20 protein-coding genes and 1 riboswitch are annotated in these 19,260 nt (G+C 66.4%); of the genes, 12 read left to right on the top strand and 8 right to left on the bottom strand.

The window, feature by feature from the left end:
- Window positions 1-2: 2 nt before the first annotated feature.
- The gene (locus AC3QLZ_RS01125) at window positions 3-848 is read right to left on the bottom strand and encodes a DODA-type extradiol aromatic ring-opening family dioxygenase (protein ID WP_014237408.1); all 846 of its coding nucleotides are present in this window, start codon (window positions 846-848) and stop codon (window positions 3-5) included.
- Window positions 849-987: 139 nt separating this feature from the next.
- Here AC3QLZ_RS01125 and AC3QLZ_RS01120 point away from each other — a divergent pair, with 139 nt between their 5' ends.
- Entirely contained in the window at window positions 988-1,869 is an 882-nt protein-coding gene (locus tag AC3QLZ_RS01120; RefSeq protein WP_238526301.1) for a LysR family transcriptional regulator, read from the top strand.
- Between the two features lie 6 nt (window positions 1,870-1,875).
- Here the strand turns inward: AC3QLZ_RS01120 and AC3QLZ_RS01115 are convergent, their stop codons facing one another.
- The 3 genes from AC3QLZ_RS01115 to AC3QLZ_RS01105 all read right to left on the bottom strand — a co-directional run bounded on the left by AC3QLZ_RS01115 (window position 1,876) and on the right by AC3QLZ_RS01105 (window position 3,491).
- A complete protein-coding gene (locus AC3QLZ_RS01115) occupies window positions 1,876-2,580 on the bottom strand; it encodes a hypothetical protein (protein WP_014237406.1) in 705 nt (234 codons plus the stop codon).
- A gap of 121 nt (window positions 2,581-2,701) precedes the next feature.
- Window positions 2,702-3,094 carry a carboxymuconolactone decarboxylase family protein gene (locus tag AC3QLZ_RS01110; RefSeq protein ID WP_238526300.1) on the bottom strand — a complete coding sequence of 131 codons (393 nt, stop codon included), beginning with the start codon at window positions 3,092-3,094 and terminating at the stop codon, window positions 2,702-2,704.
- Window positions 3,027-3,491: a MerR family transcriptional regulator gene (locus AC3QLZ_RS01105; protein WP_014237404.1), complete on the bottom strand. Its 465-nt coding sequence runs from the start codon at window positions 3,489-3,491 to the stop codon at window positions 3,027-3,029. Before AC3QLZ_RS01105 ends, AC3QLZ_RS01110 begins: the two co-directional genes overlap by 68 nt.
- Before the next feature lie 141 nt (window positions 3,492-3,632).
- On the opposite strand from AC3QLZ_RS01105, the gene AC3QLZ_RS01100 reads away from it, so the two are divergent.
- The 5 genes from AC3QLZ_RS01100 (at window position 3,633) to AC3QLZ_RS01080 (ending at window position 11,237) form a co-directional block, all read left to right on the top strand.
- Window positions 3,633-4,601, top strand: a complete 969-nt coding sequence (locus AC3QLZ_RS01100; RefSeq protein ID WP_014237403.1) for an MBL fold metallo-hydrolase — start codon at window positions 3,633-3,635, stop codon at window positions 4,599-4,601.
- A gap of 294 nt (window positions 4,602-4,895) precedes the next feature.
- Window positions 4,896-5,264: a hypothetical protein gene (locus tag AC3QLZ_RS01095; protein WP_014237402.1), complete on the top strand. Its 369-nt coding sequence runs from the start codon at window positions 4,896-4,898 to the stop codon at window positions 5,262-5,264.
- A gap of 202 nt (window positions 5,265-5,466) precedes the next feature.
- The gene (gene acnA, locus AC3QLZ_RS01090) at window positions 5,467-8,163 is read left to right on the top strand and encodes an aconitate hydratase AcnA (RefSeq protein WP_287875492.1); all 2,697 of its coding nucleotides are present in this window, start codon (window positions 5,467-5,469) and stop codon (window positions 8,161-8,163) included.
- 396 nt (window positions 8,164-8,559) lie between these two features.
- On the top strand, window positions 8,560-9,927 hold the full coding sequence (locus AC3QLZ_RS01085; protein WP_014237400.1) for an EAL and HDOD domain-containing protein: 1,368 nt from the start codon (window positions 8,560-8,562) through the stop codon (window positions 9,925-9,927).
- A 341-nt stretch (window positions 9,928-10,268) separates the two neighbouring features.
- Window positions 10,269-11,237 (top strand): hypothetical protein, encoded by a 969-nt coding sequence (locus tag AC3QLZ_RS01080; RefSeq protein WP_014237399.1) that lies wholly within the window; start codon window positions 10,269-10,271, stop codon window positions 11,235-11,237.
- Between the two features lie 94 nt (window positions 11,238-11,331).
- On the opposite strand, the gene AC3QLZ_RS01075 is transcribed toward AC3QLZ_RS01080, so the two are convergent.
- Complete coding sequence (locus AC3QLZ_RS01075; protein WP_014237398.1) at window positions 11,332-11,553, bottom strand: RNA-binding S4 domain-containing protein; 222 nt, start codon at window positions 11,551-11,553, stop codon at window positions 11,332-11,334.
- Between the two features lie 157 nt (window positions 11,554-11,710).
- Here AC3QLZ_RS01075 and AC3QLZ_RS01070 point away from each other — a divergent pair, with 157 nt between their 5' ends.
- The 4 genes from AC3QLZ_RS01070 to AC3QLZ_RS01055 are packed head-to-tail and all read left to right on the top strand — an operon-like array spanning window position 11,711 to window position 15,305.
- Window positions 11,711-12,259 (top strand): TetR/AcrR family transcriptional regulator, encoded by a 549-nt coding sequence (locus AC3QLZ_RS01070; protein ID WP_014237397.1) that lies wholly within the window; start codon window positions 11,711-11,713, stop codon window positions 12,257-12,259.
- A complete protein-coding gene (locus AC3QLZ_RS01065) occupies window positions 12,256-13,221 on the top strand; it encodes an HlyD family secretion protein (RefSeq protein ID WP_014237396.1) in 966 nt (321 codons plus the stop codon). The genes AC3QLZ_RS01070 and AC3QLZ_RS01065 overlap by 4 nt, the downstream gene beginning before the upstream one ends.
- A 13-nt stretch (window positions 13,222-13,234) precedes the next feature.
- Entirely contained in the window at window positions 13,235-14,167 is a 933-nt protein-coding gene (locus AC3QLZ_RS01060; protein ID WP_492783296.1) for an ABC transporter ATP-binding protein, read from the top strand.
- Between the two features lie 4 nt (window positions 14,168-14,171).
- Window positions 14,172-15,305, top strand: a complete 1,134-nt coding sequence (locus tag AC3QLZ_RS01055) for an ABC transporter permease (protein WP_014237394.1) — start codon at window positions 14,172-14,174, stop codon at window positions 15,303-15,305.
- 4 nt (window positions 15,306-15,309) lie between these two features.
- On the opposite strand, the gene AC3QLZ_RS01050 is transcribed toward AC3QLZ_RS01055, so the two are convergent.
- Both AC3QLZ_RS01050 and AC3QLZ_RS01045 read right to left on the bottom strand, forming a co-directional pair.
- Window positions 15,310-16,221 carry an HDOD domain-containing protein gene (locus AC3QLZ_RS01050; protein ID WP_014237393.1) on the bottom strand — a complete coding sequence of 304 codons (912 nt, stop codon included), beginning with the start codon at window positions 16,219-16,221 and terminating at the stop codon, window positions 15,310-15,312.
- Between the two features lie 88 nt (window positions 16,222-16,309).
- A riboswitch (cyclic di-GMP riboswitch) is annotated at window positions 16,310-16,405 on the bottom strand.
- A gap of 70 nt (window positions 16,406-16,475) precedes the next feature.
- A complete protein-coding gene (locus AC3QLZ_RS01045; RefSeq protein WP_014237392.1) occupies window positions 16,476-16,817 on the bottom strand; it encodes a YkgJ family cysteine cluster protein in 342 nt (113 codons plus the stop codon).
- A 383-nt stretch (window positions 16,818-17,200) separates the two neighbouring features.
- On the opposite strand from AC3QLZ_RS01045, the gene AC3QLZ_RS01040 reads away from it, so the two are divergent.
- Together AC3QLZ_RS01040 and AC3QLZ_RS01035 are read left to right on the top strand one after the other, a co-directional pair.
- Window positions 17,201-17,794, top strand: coding sequence for a DUF6776 family protein (locus AC3QLZ_RS01040; protein WP_014237391.1), 594 nt, complete (start codon window positions 17,201-17,203; stop codon window positions 17,792-17,794).
- Complete coding sequence (locus AC3QLZ_RS01035; RefSeq protein ID WP_014237390.1) at window positions 17,791-18,240, top strand: bactofilin family protein; 450 nt, start codon at window positions 17,791-17,793, stop codon at window positions 18,238-18,240. The genes AC3QLZ_RS01040 and AC3QLZ_RS01035 overlap by 4 nt, the downstream gene beginning before the upstream one ends.
- Before the next feature lie 29 nt (window positions 18,241-18,269).
- Here the strand turns inward: AC3QLZ_RS01035 and AC3QLZ_RS01030 are convergent, their stop codons facing one another.
- The gene (locus AC3QLZ_RS01030; protein WP_014237389.1) at window positions 18,270-19,232 is read right to left on the bottom strand and encodes a tRNA dihydrouridine synthase; all 963 of its coding nucleotides are present in this window, start codon (window positions 19,230-19,232) and stop codon (window positions 18,270-18,272) included.
- Window positions 19,233-19,260 lie beyond the last annotated feature (28 nt).

The raw sequence follows: 19,260 nt of genomic DNA, 5'->3' as shown, positions 1-19,260 counted from the left end.
CTTCAGTGGGCAGCTACCGCGGCGGACACCGGGGTAGACGCGGAATGGTCGATTTGGTTTGCGCCCCCGGCGGTGACGCCGAAGGCATAGCTGTCCATGCCGATCACGCCATAGACCAGGCCCCCTTCCAGGCGGCGGGCGGCGCTCCAGTCCTCGCCGGCGGTACCGATGGCCACCAGCAGGGGCTGCAGGTGTTCGTCGGTGGGATGGGCGCGCACCGCATGGGGTGCCCGGCGGCGCAGGTCCAGCAGGGCCTCCAGGTCGCCGGCGGCGATGGTGTCAGCCACCCACTCCATGAACTCCCGGGCATAGGCCGCTTCGCCGCCGCCCAGGCGAAAGTCCATCAGGTTGTGGGTGATGCTGCCGGAGGCCAGCAGCAGCACGCCCTGCTGCCGCAGGGGCGCCAGGGCCCGACCCAGGGCCAGCAGCACCTGGGGCGAACCGGTCATGGGCAGGGACAGCTGCACCACCGGCACGTCGGCTTCCGGGTAGAGGTGCATGAGAGGCACCCAGGCGCCGTGGTCCAGGCCCCGGTGGGGATTGCTGCGGCCGGGGAAGCCGGCCCGGGCCAAGGCCTCCAGGACCTCGGCCGCCACCTCGGGGGCGCCGGCAGCCGGGTAGCGCAGCTGGTACAGGGCCTCCGGGAAGCCGCCGAAGTCGTGGATGGTCTCGGGCCAGGGGCTGGTGGCCACTTCCAGGCCGGCGGTGATCCAGTGGGGGGACACCACCACCACCGCCCGGGGCTTGGGCAGTTGCCGCCCCAAGACCGTCAGCCGGGGGCCGATGATGCCTGGCTCCAGGGCAAAGGTCGGCGCGCCGTGGGAAATGAACAGGGTGGGCAGGGTCATGGTGCGGTCCCTCGAAAGTGGGCGGCAACAGGTGTGGCCGCGATGGAACGTACTTTATTGAACCGACGATTGAAGATAAATATACAATCCAGTGACTAACTGTTTTGATATTCGGAACAAAATGGACAGATTCCGGGAAATGGAAGCCTTCGTTGCCGTGGTGGACAGCGGCAGCTTCGTCAAGGCGGCGGACCAGCTGCACAGTTCCAAGGCCGCCGTATCGCGCCTGGTGCAGGACCTGGAAAGCCGCCTGGGCGCCCGCCTCCTGCATCGCACCACCCGCCGCCTGTCCCTCACCGAGGCCGGCCGCCTCTACCTGGAACGCAGCAAGCAGATCCTGGAAGAACTGGAGGACGCGGACAGCGCCGTGGGCCTCACCACCAACCGGGCCGTGGGCCAGCTCAAGGTCAACGCCCCCCTCTCCTTCGGCGTGCTGCACCTGGCGCCGCTGTGGGGCGCCTTTCTCGCCACCCATCCGGAAGTGAGCCTGGATGTGAGCCTCAACGACCGGGTGGTGGATCTGGTGGAGGAAGGCTACGACCTGGCGGTGCGCATCACCCGCCTGCCCGACTCCTCCCTGGTTTCCCGGCGCCTGGCCAGCACCCGCATCCTGCTCTGCGCCTCGCCCCAGTACCTGGCCGCCCACGGCACGCCCCGGACCCTGGCCGACCTGGCCCGGCACCAGTTCATCGGCTACAGCTATTCCCCCAGCGGCGACACCCTGGAACTGGAAGGCCCCCACGGCACGGAAAGCGTCAATCTCCGCCCCCGCTTCCACGCCAACAACGGCGACACCTGCCGCGCCGCCGCCCTGGACCACCAGGGCATCGTCTTCCAGCCCACCTTCCTCTGCCACCAGGACCTGGCCAGCGGCCGCCTGGTGCCCATCCTGCCCCAGTACAAGCAGCGGGAACTGGGCATCTACGCCGTCTATCCCTCGCGCAAGCACCTCTCGGGCAAGGTGCGGGCCCTGGTCAATTTCCTGGCGACGGCCTTCGAGCAGGCGCCCTGGGAGAACTAGCCCCCGTCAGCTGCGGGAAAGCAGCCCCAGGAAAGGCACCATGCGGATCAGGAACTGCAGCAGCGGTACGGCAATGACCAGTACCAGCAGCACCCGCGCCACCTTGCCCCAAACCGGCCGGGCGGTATTGTCGCTGCAACGCCAGACCAGGACCGTCACGCTCAAAAGCAGCGTCCACACTAAACCGACGGTCAATGGAACCACGAACATGGACAGCAGCACCTGGGTCTTTCCGTCCAGGTTCCCGATGAGGACATTGACGACAAGGCTGGCGAGGAAGGGCTCCGGAACATAGACAAGCCAGAAGGCCTTCCACAACGGCAGGCGCCCCTGCAGCAGGTCGGCCACGAAGCCGCTTCCTGTATCCGTCGTCTCCGGTTCCCCGGGCTGCGCTGGACGGCGCATTTCCCGGAACAGCAGCAGCAAGGACAGGCCGCTCGAGAGCATAAGCAGGGACAGGCCCCATACTGCCAGGGTGATTCCGCTCTGACGGAAATCGACCGCCGCATGCAGCAAACTGAGGGCCAGTTGCCGCAGGATGCCGACATCGTTCAATTGGCCGATATCGGCCGCCATGCCTCCGGCCATGACATCGGCCATGACCGCGGCGCCGGACAGGGACAGAAGCCAGTAGAGATAAAAGGCTGCCAGGCCGGTGAAGAAGGACCAGGTATTGAGCAACAACAAGGCGAGGCGGGCGGAAGGATACATGGGGTGGCGCGACCTTTTCCGGACCATGACATGTGCAAGACCAGGACCATAACCTGCCGCCCCTTACAACGACAAGGGGCATCCGGGACGCCCGCCCCGGGGAACATCGCCGCCGTCCCGTTCACCCGGCTTCGGCAAACACCTCCTGCGCCGCAAACAGGCCGTTGAGGGCCGCCGGAAAACCGGCATAGACGGCCATCTGCATGATGGTCTCCACCACCTCTTGACGGCTCACACCCACGTTGAGGGCGCCCTGGATGTGCACCTTGAGCTGGGGCGCCGCATTGCCCAGGGCCGTCAGGGCCGCCACCACGGCGATTTCCCGGGCGCGCAGGTCCAGGCCCGGGCGGCTGTAGATGTCGCCGAAGGGAAATTCGATCAGGTAGCGGGCGAAATCCGGGGCAATGCCGGCCAGGCTGGCCACCACCTTTTCCCCGGCCTGGCCGTCAATCTCCTGCAGCTTTGCCAGGCCTCTGGCGTAACGCTCGTTTTGCATCGCTTCGGACTTTTCCATGGGAGGCTCCTTTTGCCTTGGGTTGGATGGATGAAGCCTCCAGCTGCCGGTAATGCTCGACCTTGCCGGCCAGCACCGCCGCCGTTTCCTCCAGCTGGCGGATGTTCCGCCGCACACCCTCCAGGTGCCGCTCCAGCATTTCCCGGCGCACCCCGGCGGTGGCTTCGCCTTGCCGACGCAGCTCGGCGAATTGCTGCATCTGCCGCACCGGCATGCCGGTACTGCGCAAGCGCAACAGGAAGGCCAGCCAGGCCATGTCGTCAGGCACGTAGCGGCGCTGTCCTCCCGGCCCCCGGGGCACCGTGCCGATGAGGCCGATGCGCTCGTAGTAGCGCAGGGTGTCGGGACTCAGGCCGGTGCTGGCGGCCGCTTCCTGGATGGAGAGATAGGGCTTCATGGCAGGCATCCTAAAAGCTGGAGCGCACTCCAGGTCAAGGGATAAAAAGGCGGGGAAACAGTCCTTGCGGCGAGCCCCGCGTCATAGGCTACACTCCCCTCCTTCTCCCATCATCCCAAACCCATAACAGGAGATTTCCCCATGCAACTGCGCCGCTCACTGCTCGCCCTTTCCGCCGCCCTCCTTTTCCTCTCGCCCCTGGCCCGGGCCGAAGCGCCCCAGGTGCAGACCCAGGTGCCCGGCTACTACCGCACCCAGCTGGGCGACTTCGAGGTGACCGCCCTCTACGACGGCGCCATCGAGCTGGAGACCAAGCTGCTGAAGAACGCCCGGCCCCAGGACCTGAACGCCCTGCTGGCCCGCATGTTCGTCGGCAACCCGAAGATGCAGACGGCGGTGAACGCCTACCTGATCAACACCGGCAAGAACCTGGTGCTGGTGGATACGGGCGCCGCCAAGCTGTTCGGCCCCTCCCTCGGCAACATCGCCGCCAACCTCAAGGCGGCCGGCTACAGCCTGGAGCAGGTGGACACGGTGGTGCTGACCCACCTCCACGCCGACCACATGGGCGGCCTCAACGACGCCGGCGGCCAGCCCATCTTCCCCAAGGCCCGCATCCTGGCGGCCCAGGAAGACAATGATTTCTGGCTCTCGGAAAAGGTGGCCGCCGCCGCGCCGGAAGGCATGCAGCCCTTCTTCAAGCTGTCCCGGGACAGCGCCGCCCCCTACCTGGCCAAGGGCCAGTGGGCCACCTTCGCCGCCGGCAGCGAGCTGGTGCCGGGCATCCAGGCGGTCAAGGCCAACGGCCACACCCCCGGCCACACTGCCTTCGCCGTGGAGTCCAAAGGCCAGAAGCTGCTCATCTGGGGCGATCTGGTCCATGCCCACGCCGTGCAGTTCGCCAAACCCGGCGTCTCCATCGAGTTCGACGTGGACCAGAAGCAGGCCATCGCCACGCGCAAGGCCATCATGAAGGAAGCCGCCGCCAGCAAGGTCCTGGTGGGCGGCATGCACCTGCCCTTCCCCGGCCTCGGCCACGTCCGCGCCGAAGGCAAGGGCAGCTACGCCTGGGTGCCGGTGGAGTTTGCGCCCCTGCCGGCCCGTCCCTAACTTCCGGCCCGCCCCCACGACAACGGGAATGGAGCGATCCATTCCCGTTTTTCATGGCACCTACCCTGAAAGCGGCACCAGTCCTTTATCTTCAGCATGCCATCGCCAGGATCGGCCAGGGGCGCGGCTTGCAGCCGAGGTGCCGGGCGCAGTGTGAAAGGGCTTCGGCATTTCCGGCATTGCAGCATAGAATCAGCACGGCCCGTAACGCCGGCAAAGGCGAAAAGGCCGCGTCTCCGTCCCCGGCCGGGGACGGCGCGACAACAAACCATAATCATCAAAGGAGAACGCAACATGCAGCAAACCCTTACCCGCATCGCCATCGTCACGGCCCGCCTGGCCGGCACCGCCGCCCTCATTCTCGGCATCCTGCTCTGGCTCGGCCAGGGCGGCGCCCTGCTCCACGCCCACATGGGCACCGGCGCCCTGCTGGTGCTGTCCCTATGGCTGCTGTCCCTGCTCGGTCTCAAGGCCGCCCCGGCCCTGGCCATCCTCGGCGCCACCTGGGGCGTCGTGGTGCTGGCCCTGGGCGTGTTCCAGACCGCCCTGCTGCCCGGCGACTACCATTGGCTGGTCCAGGCCGCCCACCTGCTGATCGGCATCAGCGCCATGGTGCAGACCGAGCGCCTCGCCGCCGCCATCGGCCGCGCCAACGCCGGCTGAGGACGAACGCCCCACACCCCAGGGCGGCCCGCGGGCCGCCCTTTTTGTTGCCCGGCGTTTTGCTCCGGCGCCGGCCCTAAGGCACGGCAACGGCTGACAGACACGCCCGCGCGGGGGGCCGTAACATGCGCAGCCACATTTCAGGAACATTCGGCCGGCGGCGGACTCAGTACCCATGTCCCTCCCCTTTTCCGGAGCCGTCATGACCACCGATTCCTTTTCCACCCTGCAGCCCCTGGCCACCGCCCGGGGGCCCATCGGCCTCTTCCACTCCCTGCCCGCCCTGGAGGCCGCCGGCATCGGCCCCGTCTCCCGCCTGCCGGTCTCCCTGCGCATCGTCCTCGAAGCCCTGCTGCGCCACTGCGACGGCCGCCGGGTGACGCCCCGGCACGTGCTCCAGCTGGCCAACTGGCAGCCCCGGGCGGAACGCACCGAGGAAATTCCCTTCGTCGTCGCCCGGGTGGTGCTGCAGGACTTCACCGGCGTGCCCCTGCTCTGCGACCTGGCCGCCATGCGCGACGCGGCGGCGGCCCAGGGCACGGACCCCAAGCGCATCGAGCCCCTGGTGCCGGTGGACCTGGTGGTGGACCACTCGGTACAGGTGGACGAGTACGGCACCCCCACGGCCCTGCGCCGCAACATGGAGCTGGAGTTCCAGCGCAACGCCGAGCGCTACCAGTTCATGAAATGGGGCATGCAGGCCTTCGACACCTTCAAGGTGGTGCCGCCGGGCATCGGCATCGTGCACCAGGTGAACCTGGAATACCTGTTCCGCGGCGTGCGCCGCCAGGGCGAACTGCTGTTCCCGGACACCCTGGTGGGCACCGACTCCCACACCACCATGATCAACGGCGTCGGCGTCGTCGGCTGGGGTGTCGGCGGTATCGAAGCGGAGGCGGCCATGCTCGGCCAGCCGGTGTATTTCCTCACTCCCGACGTGGTCGGCGTGGAACTGCGCGGCCGCCTCAACGAAGGTGTTACCGCCACCGACCTGGTGCTCACCGTCACCGAACTGCTGCGCCGGGAAAAGGTGGTGGGCAAGTTCGTCGAATTCTTCGGCCCCGGCAGCACCAGCCTGTCCCTCACCGACCGGGCCACCATCGCCAACATGGCGCCCGAGTACGGCGCCACCCTGGGCTTTTTCCCGGTGGACGAAAAAACCGTGGACTACCTGCGCCAGACCGGCCGCAACGAGGCCGAGGTGGAAGCCTTCGAGGCCTACTTCCGCGCCCAGGGCCTGTTCGGCGCCCCCCGGGCAGGCGACATCGACTACAGCACCCAGCTGAGCCTGGACCTGGCCACCATCGTGCCCTCCCTGGCCGGCCCCAAGCGGCCCCAGGACCGCATCGATCTGTCCGACATGGGCCGCAGTTTCGACACCCTGTTCAGCCAGCCCACCAGCGCCAACGGCTTCGGCAAGCCGGCCGAACAACTGCCGCAGCGCCAGCCCACGGCCCGGGCGGGCGTGGACCTGGGCCACGGCGACGTGCTCATCGCCGCCATCACTTCCTGCACCAACACCTCCAATCCGGCGGTGCTGATCGCCGCCGGCCTGCTGGCGAAAAAGGCGGTGGACAAAGGTCTCTCGGTGCAGCCCCACATCAAGACCTCCCTCGCCCCCGGTTCCCGGGTGGTCACCGACTATCTGGAAAAGGCCGGCCTGCTGGCGCCCCTGGCCCGACTGGGCTTCGCCCTGGCCGGCTACGGCTGCACCACCTGCATCGGCAATGCGGGGGACCTGGCGCCCGAATTCAACCAGGCCATCGCCGAGCGGGACCTGGTGGTGGCCGCCGTGCTCTCCGGCAACCGCAATTTCGAGGCCCGCATCCATCCCGCCATCCGCGCCAACTACCTGGCCTCGCCGCCCCTGGTGGTGGCCTTCGCCATCGCCGGCCGGGTCAATGTGGATCTCACCACCACGCCCCTGGGCACGGGCCGCGACGGCCAACCGGTGTACCTGCGGGAGATCTGGCCCAGTTCGGAGGAAATCGCCACCGTGCTGCCCTTCGCCCAGGACCCGGCCACCTACCGCCGCCTCTACGCCGACTTCACCCGGGACCATGACCTGTGGAACGCGGTGCCGGCGCCGGAGGGACAAATCTACGACTGGCCGCCCTCCACCTATATCGCCCGGCCGCCCTTCTTCGACGGCTTCACTGTCGAGCCGCCGCCCCTGGCGCCCATCAACGGCGCCCGGGCCCTGCTGGTGCTGGGAGACTCGGTCACCACCGACCACATTTCCCCCGCCGGTTCCTTCAAGGCGGCCACCCCGGCGGGCCAGTGGCTCACCGCCCAGGGCGTGAAGTCCCTGGACTTCAATTCCTACGGCTCCCGCCGCGGCCACCACGAGGTCATGGTGCGCGGCACCTTCGCCAACGTGCGGGTGAAGAACCTGATGCTGCCGCCCAAGGCAGACGGCAGCCCGGTGGAAGGCGGCTACACCCTGCTCGACGGGCAGCAGGTGACGGTGTTCGAGGCCGCCAGCGCCTACCAGCAGCGGGGCATCCCCACCCTGGTCTTCGCCGGCGAGGAATACGGCACCGGTTCCTCCCGGGACTGGGCCGCCAAGGGCACCCGGCTCCTCGGCGTGCGGGCCGTGGTGGCCCGCAGCTTCGAGCGCATCCACCGGGCCAACCTGGTGGGCATGGGGGTGCTGCCCCTGCAGTTCAAGGCCGGCACCAGCGCCGCCAGCCTGGGCCTGGACGGCAGCGAGCACTTCGACCTGCCCGGCGCCGACGGTCCCCTGCAAGCCCAGCAGGACCTGATGCTGCGCATCACCCGCAGCGACGGACGGGTGGAGCAAGTGCCCCTGCTGTGTCGCATCGATACCCCCATCGAGGTGGAATACTTCCGCCACGGCGGCATCCTGCCCTACGTGCTGCGCCAGTTGCTGAGCTAGGCGGCAAGCCGGATAACAAGGTCTCCGCCTATTTTTTAGGCGGAGGCCAAAAACCCTGGCGGGTGACGCACTTAGGTGATTTGCCCACTGCTTTTCCACAGGCTTGTTCCCCTAAAAGGTGGATAAAGGCGTTTTATCCACCGGCGGAACCCCGCGCCAATGCTCGATCTGCGGCCAATCCCCCGGTTTTGCCCCGATTGCCTTTTTTTTAGGCGAAGAGCAAAAACAGCGATGAATCAGGGGGCTGGCGCGCTTATCCCCGGCCTATCCACAGACTTGCTCCGGTGAATCGGGGATAAGATTTACCTCCCCGACTGCCAACTTTTGACAGCTTTCCACCCCGGCGAGGGACGTAAAATAACGGGTTACAACAACCCACAATAAAATCCCCGACCCATGGTTTTTGGCAAACTCATCGGCCGTCTCACCGGCCAGGACGACACCCCGCTCCAGCCCCTGCCCCTTTCCGCCCTGGTGACGACGCCCGTCGTCGATCCGGCCGTGGCGGCCCAGCAACGGCAACGCGCCGCCGCCGAAGCCATGTTGCGGCGTGAAGAAATCATCGACAGCCGCAACCGTCTCTGCGGCTACCGCTTTTCCACCGCCGGCAGCGCCGCCGGACAAACGTCACCCCAGGCCGACGCGCCGGCGGAAAGCGCTTTCCTCGCCGCCCTGGCAGGGATCGACCTGCCCGCCTTCGCCACCCGCCGCCTGGCCCTGGTGCCGATCTCCCGCGCCGCCCTGGCCGCTGGCGGCCATCTGCCCCTGCGGGCCGCCCGCAGCACCTTGCTGCTGGATGTGGAAGGTTCCGACGTGGAGGCCTGGCTGCCCCTGTTGCAGCAGGCCAGGGCGGATGGCTGCCGCCTCGCCCTGCGCGGCCTCACCCTGCTGCCGGAACACGCGCCCCTGCTGGCCCTGGCGGACCTGGCCCTGCTCCGCCTGGACGACTACGACCTCACCGATTTCCAGCGCCTGGCCCGGGGCCTGAAGGCAGCCGCACCCCAGCTGGAGCTGGCCGCCGACGGCGTGCCCGGTTGGCCGGAACGCCGCATGTGCGCGGCCTGGGGCTTCGACTACTGCCTCGGCCCGTTCACCGTGCTGGCCGATTGCGAGGAACCCGAAGGCAAGCTGGACAACTCCCGGGTCGTGCTCATGGAAATGCTCAACCTGATCCGGGCCGAGGCCGACCTGGCGGACCTGGGCGCCGTGGCCAAGAAGGACCCGGGCATCGCCCTCAAGGTGCTGGCCCTGGCCAACTCCCCGGCAGCCGGCCTGTCGGCGCCGGTGGCCAGCCTGGAACAGGCCATCATGGTCCTGGGCCGGCAGCGCCTGTACCGCTGGCTCACCGTCGCCATGTTCCGCGTCGGCACGCCCCGGGACCGGGACGAGGCCCTGCTGGAAGTGGCCATGACCCGGGCCCGCTTCCTCGAAACCGTGGCCGACGGCGTGCTGGCCAAGAAGGATTGCGACGAGCTGTTCCTGGTGGGCCTGCTCTCCCTCTTCGACGTGCTGCTGGCCATGCCCCTGACCAAGGTGCTGCAGCTGATCAATCTGGCGGACGAGGTGACGGACGTCCTGTTGCGCAGCGAGGGGCCCTACGCCCGCTTCCTGCAGCTGGCCCTGGCCGTGGAGCACGGCCGCAGCGCCCAGGCGGCGGACATCGCCGGCGAACTGGGCATCGATCCGGCGAGCCTCGGCAACACCAGCCAGCTGGCCCTGGCCTGGGCCGAAGAAGCCCTGGGCATCAGCGCCCCCGACCTCTAGCCTCGGTCGATTGGTCAACTGCCAATCCGGCAGGCCGCAAGACAAAGGGCCGGCAACGCAAGTTGCCGGCCCTTTGTCTTGCTTCAGTGCTTCTTCGCCACGCGGGACTTGGCCTACGAAGTCACTAGCAACCAAAGCAGTACCAAACCAAAAGGATCGGCCCTAACTGAGCCTAACCTCCGGTCTTTTCTATATAGCTCTTTAGTTCCTTCCTCTCACGCAACTAGCCGATCAGACTATCGCCTGCTCATTGATTTCTATTTGGATTCTGCAGGTCAACTGCATAGTCAAATACCAAAGGCATCGTTTAATCTAATGGTTTCATGTAGAGGGGAAGATAGATGGAATATCGTTTTGTCGTGAATACGGCTAACGGGGTCCAAAATTTTCTAAAGATTGAGAGCCGCAGTAGTGGCGACGTAATCGTTTCTCCGCGATTGTCTTCTGAGGCCCTCGATTTGAATGGTGATCTAAAAACATCCCAGACTCCCGATCTCCAAAAAATCAGGGGAATGGCCATCACGATTCATCCCAATTTGAAATCAAAAATCGGCTCAATCAGTGTCAATTACAAAACACTGAGAGATGGGAAAGAAGAATCCCGAGAGGTTCAAAGTGCTCTAGATGTAAAACATGGGTTGAGGCTTTTTCCGATACTGCTAGACGTTGGTGAAAACGTTGGAAGTCCGAGACTAACTATTGATCCTAAGAAGCCAAAATATGGGAAAACGTTTTTTATCGATTTATGGCCTGGGCAGGTATTCGACTGGTCAATTCAATCGCTAGGGTATTGTCTTTTTGTCGCCAACCCAGAAGTTTCGGTGGTTTTCCCACAGTCGTTTCCGAGAGAGGTGCGTTGCTTCAAGTTTCCCCATCTGCAACTCATCTTTATGTATTGGGCCCTTGATGTTCCAACTAAAGGAGCAGGGACGAGGATCCAGTTATTTTCTCCGCCCGATCTAGCTCTGCCAGGTCTTGAGTTAAGCGAGGTTGTCGAACTGACAACCATGGCTATCAATGAACACTTGTCTATACATGCTAGTCTCCCAGACTTCTTGTTCGGGCAGCTTCCAGAAAATATTTTGCCGCAACCAGGAATGCTGGTTGTAAATAACAAATGGCATTTCAAAGAGTTCTCTTTCTCCGTGCAGACCATTCGTGATGAAAGCGTGTTACGACTCAATGTGCGTAACGTAGATGGAAATGTCGCCGTAATCGACTTTCGAGGTAATGACATCCTTGAATTTCAACGGCTGCTGAATGAGGCGATAGCAAGAACACCCGGGTTGGCGGCATGGAGAATCGGATAACTCTCGCTGGTGCCATACAGGTCTGTCGTTCGTAACGTTAGCTTTTCATAGCTATGCATTAAAGGAACGGGTAATTGAATCGCTCTAGGGTCGCTTAGGCCTCCTCGGCCACCAGCTGGATGGTCTCGCCGCCGAACTGCACCTTCTGCCCGGGGCGCAGCTTGGCCCGCTTGCGCGTTTCCACCTTGCCGTCCACCTTCACCTGGCCCTCGTCCACCATGATGTGGGCCTCGCCGCCGGAAGACACCAGGCTGGCCGCCTTGAGCAGTTGATCAAGCTGGATGTATTCGCCGCGCACGGGAAAAACGATGGCCATGAAAAATCCTTCAGAAAATAACGGCCGCTAAAGCCAAGGGCCGCATTGTCCCAGACTCAACCGGCAGCCACCACCGGCCCGGGCGAAATATTTTTGGTAAGCCCACCAAATTTTGGTAGAGTTACCAAACAGTATTCACCCACGGCATCCACCGACCATGAGCGTCAAGCAACGGCTCCTCGCCGCCGGCGTCACCCTGCTCCACGAACAGGGCCTGGCGGCCCTCACCCAGCCCCGCATCGCCAAGGCGGCCGGGGTCAGCCAGAGCCATCTCACCTATTACTTCCCCACCCGCAACGAACTGCTGCTGGCCATCGCCGAACAGTCGGTGAATGACGCCCTGACACGCCAGCTGGGCAGCCCGGAGGCCGACCCGGCCCAGGCCCTGTCCACCGCCATGCGCTTCCTGCCTCGGGTGCGCATGCTGCTGGGCCTGGTGGCCGCCGCCGATCAGGAACCGTCCCTGCGGGAAGCGGTGAGCCGCCTGGTGGAGCACGTGCGCCAATCCATCGCCCAATTGCTGAGCCACCTGGGCTACGCGCCGGAGGCGCCCCAGGTGCTGGTCTTCCACGCCGCCATCGTCGGCCTGGCGGTGATGAACCTGGGCCGCCAGAGCCCCCAATCCGAAGCGGAGCTGGCCGTGGGCCTGCGCCAGCTTCTGGCCCTCCTGCCCCATCCCACCGCCCCGGGGAGTCCCGCACCATGAAAAGCGCCACCCTGCCCCTGCTGCTCGCCGCCGCCCTGCCCCTGCTGGCTGCCTGCGGCCGCGATGCCGCCCCCGCCTACCCGGGTTACGTGGAAGGCGAATACCTCTACCTGGCGGCACCCCAGGCCGGCTACCTGAAGTCCCTGGAGACGCCCCGGGGCAGCCGGGTGAGCCAGGGCCAGGCCCTTTTTGCCGTGGCGGCGGACCCGGATGCCCAGGCCCTGGCCGAGGCCGAGGCCCGCATCGCCGCCGCCCGGGAAAAGGCGGAAAACCTCAAGGAACCGCGCCGGGCGCCGGAGATCGCCGGGCTGGAAGCCAATCTGCGGGCGGCCGAAGCGGGCCGCCGCCTGGCCCGCACCCGCCTCGACCAGCAGCAGGCCCTGGCGCGGCAGAACTTCGTCGCCCAGGCCAAGCTGGACGAAGCCCAGAGCGCCTTCGACCAGGCCGTGGCCCAGGAGGAGGCGGCCCGCCAGCAGCTGGCCACCTACCGCAGCACCCTGGGCCGCCAGGCCGAGGTCAAAGGCGCCGAGGCCGACCTGCAGGCCGCCGCCGCCCTGGCGGCCCAGAAGCGCTGGGTGGTGGAGCGGAAGGCCGTCAGCGCGCCTGCCGCCGGCGAGGTGACGGAGACCTACTACCGTCCCGGCGAATGGGTGCCCGCCGGCGCCGCCGTGGCCAGCCTGCTGCCGGATAACCGCCGCAAGCTGCGCTTCTACGTGCCGGAAACGGCCCTGGCCGGGCTCAAGCCGGGACAGGCGGTGGAAGCGGCCTGCGACGGCTGCACCCAGCCCATCCGCGCCAGCATCGACTTCATCGCGCCCCAGGCCGAATACACGCCGCCGGTGATCTACAGCCGGGGCAGCCGGGAAAAGCTGGTGTTCCGCATCGAGGCGGCGCCGGCCCCGGAGCAGGCCGCCAGCCTGCGTCCCGGCCTGCCGGTGGATGTGCGCCTGCTGGAGCGCTGAGATGGAAGCCGGGATGAACGCCCCCCCGCTGGTCATCGACGTCACCGGCATCAACAAGCACTTCGGCGACAAGCACGTGGTGAAGGACCTGGCGCTGCAGGTGCGGCAGGGGGAAATCTTCGGCTTCCTCGGCCCCAACGGCAGCGGCAAGACCACCTCCATCCGCATGCTGTGCGGCCTGCTGACGCCGGACAGCGGCCAGGGCACCTGCCTGGGTCTGGACGTGTTACGGGAGAGCGCCGCCATCAAGCGCCAGGTGGGCTACATGACCCAGAGGTTCTCCCTGTGGGACGACCTCACCATCGGCGAGAACCTGGATTTCGTCGCCCGCATGTTCGGCATGGAGCGGCGCCGGGAGGCGGTGGACCGGGCCCTGGAGGAACTGGGCCTGGGCGGCCGTCGCAGCCAGCTGGCCGGCACCCTTTCCGGTGGCTGGAAGCAGCGTCTGGCCCTGGCCTCCTGCCTGCTGCACCGGCCCCGGCTCTTGCTCCTGGACGAGCCCACCGCCGGGGTGGACCCCAAGGCCCGGCGCGACTTCTGGGAGGAAATCCACCGCCTCTCCGCCGCCGGCATCACGGTGCTCGTATCCACCCATTACATGGACGAGGCCGAGCGCTGCCACCGTCTCGCCTACATCGCCTACGGCACCCTGCTGGCCTCGGGCACGGCGGAGCAGGTGGTGGCAGCCCAGGGCCTGCACACCCGGGAAATCAGCGGCGCCAGCCAGCACGGCCTGGGGGAGGCACTGCGCGGCCTGCCCGGGGTGGATCTGGTGGCCAGTTTCGGCAACGTGCTCCACGTCAGCGGCCGCGACGAGGCCAGGCTGCAAGCCAGTCTGGAAGCCTTCCTCCAGGGCAAGCCCCTGGAGATGGCCGTCGTTCCTGCCTCTCTGGAGGATGCCTTCATCCACCTCATGCAGGGCAGTCCGGATCCGTTCCAGGGGTGATGCCATGAATCAACTCTCCCACTCGTTTTCCCTCTCCCGCTGGTTCGGCATCCTGCTCAAGGAGTTCATCCAGCTGAAGCGGGACCGGCTCACCTTCGGCATGATCGTCGGCATTCCCATCATCCAGCTGCTGCTGTTCGGCTTCGCCATCAACTCCGACCCCAAGCACCTGCCCACCGCCATCGTCATGGCCGACCCGGGCCCTTTCGCCCGCTCCTATGTGGCGGCGATGCAGAACAGCGACTATTTCAAGATCGTCGGCAGCGTGGACGAAAAAGAGGCCAACGCCCTGCTGGACCGCAGCCAGGTGCAGTTCGTCGTCACCTTCCCACCCGGCTTCCACCGGGACCTGGTGCGGGGCAAGGCGCCGACCCTGCTGGTGGAGGCGGACGCCACCGACCCCATGGCCGCCGGCGGCGCCATTTCGGTACTCAACAAACTGGGACTGGAAGTTTTCGCCCCCGACCTGCCGGGGCTGGAAAAGACCGCGACGCCGCCCCTGGACCTGCGGGTGCACCGCCGCTACAACCCGGAAGGGCTCACCTCCTACAACGTGGTGCCGGGCCTCCTGGGGGTGATCCTGACCATGACCATGGTGCTGATGACCGGCCTGGCCATGACCCGGGAACGGGAACGGGGCACCTTCGAGAACCTGCTGGCGACGCCGGCCACCCCGGTGGAGGTGATGACCGGCAAGATCGTGCCCTACATCCTCATCGGCCTGATCCAGGTGACCCTGATCCTGCTCGCCGCCCGCTTCATTTTCGACGTGCCCATGCACGGCAACCTGCTGCTGCTCTACGCCGTGGTGCTGCTCTTCATCTGCGCCAACCTGACCCTGGGCATCACCTTCAGTTCCATCGCCCGCAACCAGCTGCAGGCCATGCAGATGACTTTCTTTTTCTTCCTGCCCTCCATGCTGCTCTCGGGCTTCATGTTCCCCTTCCGCGGCATGCCGGAGTGGGCCCAGGTGGTGGGCAATGTCCTGCCCCTCACCCATTTCCTGGTGCTGGTGCGGGGCATCCTGCTCAAGGGCAACGGCATCGACATGGTGTGGAGCAGCGTCTGGCCGATCCTGGCCTTCATCGCCGTGGTGCTGGGTATCGGCCTGCGCACCTTCCGCCGCACCCTGGACTGAAAACCTAGCCCCGGGCGGCGATGACGTCGCCCAGTTCCTCCAGCAGTTCCGGGTACAGCTCTTCCAGTTCGCCGTCGTCGAAACCCAGGTAGGCAAAAGCCTGCTCGCCCCACAGCTGCCACTCGGACTCCTCCGCCACGCCCAGGTAGCGGGCGGCCAGGTGCTCGGCCAGCAGGGACAGGGCGATCAGGGTGCGCACCTCGGCCGGCTCCCGCTCGTCCTCCAGCAGGGTCAGATCGTGGTGGCCGCGGATGGCGCGGACGATCTTCTCCGGCAGCTGCCAATTGTGGGCCAGCATGGCGCCCACCATGACGTGGCTGGTGGCATGGCGCTCGAACTCCACCTCGGGCACCGGCAGGCTGGAATGGTTGGCGGCCATGAGGGTTTCCTTGTAGTCGGGGAAACGCTGCATGAGGATGGGAATGCCGCAGTCGTGGAAAAGGCCGAAGGTGTAGGCATCCTCCACCGAGGTGCCGGGCAGGCGCCGGGCCAGGCAGCCGCAGATGGCGGCGTGCAGGTTGGAGCGTTCCCAGAAGCGCTCCATGCTGACCCCGCCGCCCTTACCCAGACTGCGCTGCAGCTCCAGGCCGGTCACCACCTTGAGGATGTTCTTCAGGCCCAGCACGGCCACCGCCTGCTGCACCGACTGCACCTTGGAGCGCAGGGCGAAGAAGGGGGAATTGGCGGTCTTCATCATGGACGCCGCCAGGCTGACGTCGCCGCTGATGAGACGGTTGATGCGCTGGAAATCCACGTCGTCCTGGCGCGCCTCTTCCATCAGGGAGAGGACCACGCTGGGGCACGGCGGAATGGTGACGGTACTGAGGATGCCGTTGACGGTCTCCAGCTCGATGCTGGCTGCCATGGCAAGGGGAGCGGACGCCCCCGGGGAAAGCTCCGGAACTTCAGCAAACATGACCAACCTCCCAAACTCAATGGTTAGAGGGAATACACGTGGCTTGCGCCGAAGTCTCCTCGCAACCGGCCCGGGATGGCACGTTGCTTATGGCAGTCCCGCCGTCATGGAGCGCCCTTGCCGACGCCCGGTAGACCGGTGACTTTGCGCCCCCGCCTTTCGTACGGGTTTGCCTTTATCAATGGCGCCAACATTAGCACCGGGGCCGGCGGGGGGGCAATCGGGAGCGGCCCGCCAGCGCCGCGGCAAAGGTCTCAGGCAGGGTCCGCCAGGGGCGGCAAACCGTGCTTCTGCCGGGCCCGGGCGCAGGCCTCGTCGGTGATACCCAGTTCTGCCAGGGGATTGAATTCGCGGCAGGGCGAGGGCCGCTGGGCGTAACGGCTGCAGGAGACGGCCACCCCCACCTCGCCGCTCAGGGCGACGCAGCGGGGCGGGCTGGCATCGGTGCCGGTCATGCGCACCAGATGGGGCGTCACGGGCACCGTCAGGGCCAGGGGAATGCCGCCCTCCCAGGCGAAATTCCCGCCCTCCAGCTCGGCCGGATGGAAATCGACGCGGTAGGCGGCGCAGCAGGCGCCGCAGGACTGACAGACCATGACATGACTCGGATCAGAAGGACCGCAACCGGGCCCGGGGAACGCGCCGCAAGGGCTTGCGGGCGCCCATCATACCCAAGCCCGGGCCGCTTGAAAGCAGGAGCATTGGGGCAAAAAACACCGCCGGCAGCGACCGTCCTCTCCCCCTAGGAATCACCCTAGGTAGTTTTTTTTGAAAAAAACATTTAATTTCATGGCTATGCTGCCGATATCTTGAGAAACAGCTTGAAGCATGGGGTCAATTGGGAAACAATCCGCCCCCCAAAGTCTTCTCAGCCAAGCCGAAATTCGTGCCCAGCCAGGAAGCCGCACCCTGCTGAACCGCCAAGCCATCCGGGCCGCGGTTAACTGACTGATAAAACTTTTACGACCGTTCGCGACCGATGCTGCCGACCCCCACCGTCCGGATCGAAGTCCCCAAACCCCTGTGGCACCGCGTGCTGCAGAAGCTGGCCATGGCCGGCGGCGTACTGCTGGCCTTGGCCCTGGCCTTCCGCGCCGGTCAGCATTTCCCCCTGCCTCCGGCAGCGGAGCCGGTCCCGGTGGCCATGGCCGTGCCGGCACCGCCGGAGCCCGCCGTGGCGGCAGCTCCCGCACCCCTGCCCCCGGCAGCGCCGGATGCCTCCCCGGCCGAGCAGGACGGACTGGAACTGAAGGCCTTTAGCGTGGCCCAGGACCCGGCACTGCCGGGCCAGCTGCGTTACCGCCTGACCCTGGCCAATAGCGGCCGCAAATTCAACGGCACCCTGCAATTCGCAGTGGCCGGAGAACAAGAGGGCAAACCGGCGACCTGGCGCTATCCCGCCGCCGGCGATGCCCCGGACCCGAAGTTGAAAGTGGAAGTCAGCCGTTTCCTCAGAACTGCAGGTGTCATCCCCCTACCGGACGGCTTCACGCCGCGCAACGTCACGGTAGATCTTCTCGAACCCAGCGGGGTTCGCTTGAGCCAACAGACAAGGATGGGACGTACATCATGAAAAATTCCAAACCCCTGCGCTTCGGCGCCAACGGTCTGCCCGACGTCGCCATGAAGGGCGTCATCCCCACCGGTACCACGGTCCACGGCGAAGTCGATTTCTGCGGCGGCCTGTGGGTGGACGGCAACGTGCGCGGCGACCTGCGCGGCAAGGAAGGCGAGACCCCGGTCATCGTGGTTAACCAGCAGGCCTTCGTCAAAGGCCACCTGCTGGCCGACCACGTGGTGGTCTATGGCACCGTCAGCGGCAATATCGAGGCCCGGGAAACCCTCTTCCTCGGCCCCTCCGCCAAGGTCAAGGGCGGCCACGTGCGCTACGGCGAGCTGACCATCAGCGAAGGCGCCACCCTCACCGGCCACCTGGTGTGCAACAAGGTGGCCGAGGTCCAGGTCGAGCAGGACGAAGCGGCTCCCCGCCGCGTCACCAAGGTGCGCTCCACGGGCTGAGCGCCCATGGCCGACGCCGGACCTCGGCCTCAGGCCACCGGCGCGGGCAGGATGCCGGCGGCAGCCAGGCCGGCCTCCACCGCGGCGCAGTCCCGGGCGGGGCGGATGCGCTGATACAAGGCTTCGGCCTCGGGCCAGGTCCGCCGCAGCAATCCCAGCCACAGCTTGATACGCCCCGGGCAATGCCGGGGTTCCAGTTTGGCGGTGACCCGCCGCCAGAAGTCGGCCAGGGCCGGCTCCACCACCGCCCAGGCCTCGGCCCCGGCAATCGCCTCCCCCTTGATGCGCCGCGCCAGCAGCGGATCGGCCACCGCGCCGCGGCCGAGCATGACATCGGCACAGCCCGAAACCTCCCGGATTCCCTTCCAGTCGGCCACGTTCCACACCTCGCCGTTGGCCACCACCGGCACCGCCACCGCTTCGGCGATGCGGGCGATCCAGTGCCAATGGGCCGGCGGCGTATAGCCCTCCTCCTTGGTCCGGGCATGCACCACCAGTTCGGCGGCGCCGCCCGTGGCCAGGGCCCGGGCGCAGTCCAGGGTGCGGGCCGTATCCTTCACCCCCAGACGCATCTTCGCCGTCAGCGGCACTTCCGGCGGCATGGCCCGGCGCACCGTGGCGACGATGGTATGCAGCAGTTCCGGATCGTTGAGCAGGATGGCGCCGCCGCCGTGGCGATTGACCATGGGTGCCGGACAGCCGAAGTTGAGGTCCACCGCCAGGGGGCCGAACTCTGCCGCCCGGGCGGCGTTCTCGGCCAGGCAGACAGGATCGGAACCGAGCAACTGGATCGCCACCGGCGTGCCGGCGCCGGTGCGGCCGGCGTTGTCCAGTTCCGGCGCCATGCGGCGGAAGGCGCGGGCGGGCAGGAGGGCATCGGTGACGCGGATGAATTCGGTGACGCACCAGTCGTAACCGCCGATGGCCGTCAGCGCCTCCCGCATCACGTCGTCTGCCAGGCCCTGCATGGGGGCCAGCGCCAGTCTTGCCATGTCGCTGATTTACCGGAAAAAAGAGGGC

Source organism: Azospira sp. MPR-LB4 (genome assembly GCF_058809525.1).
Note: the sequence above shows the minus strand (reverse complement) of the source record. Positions and strands in the feature narration are given on the sequence as shown.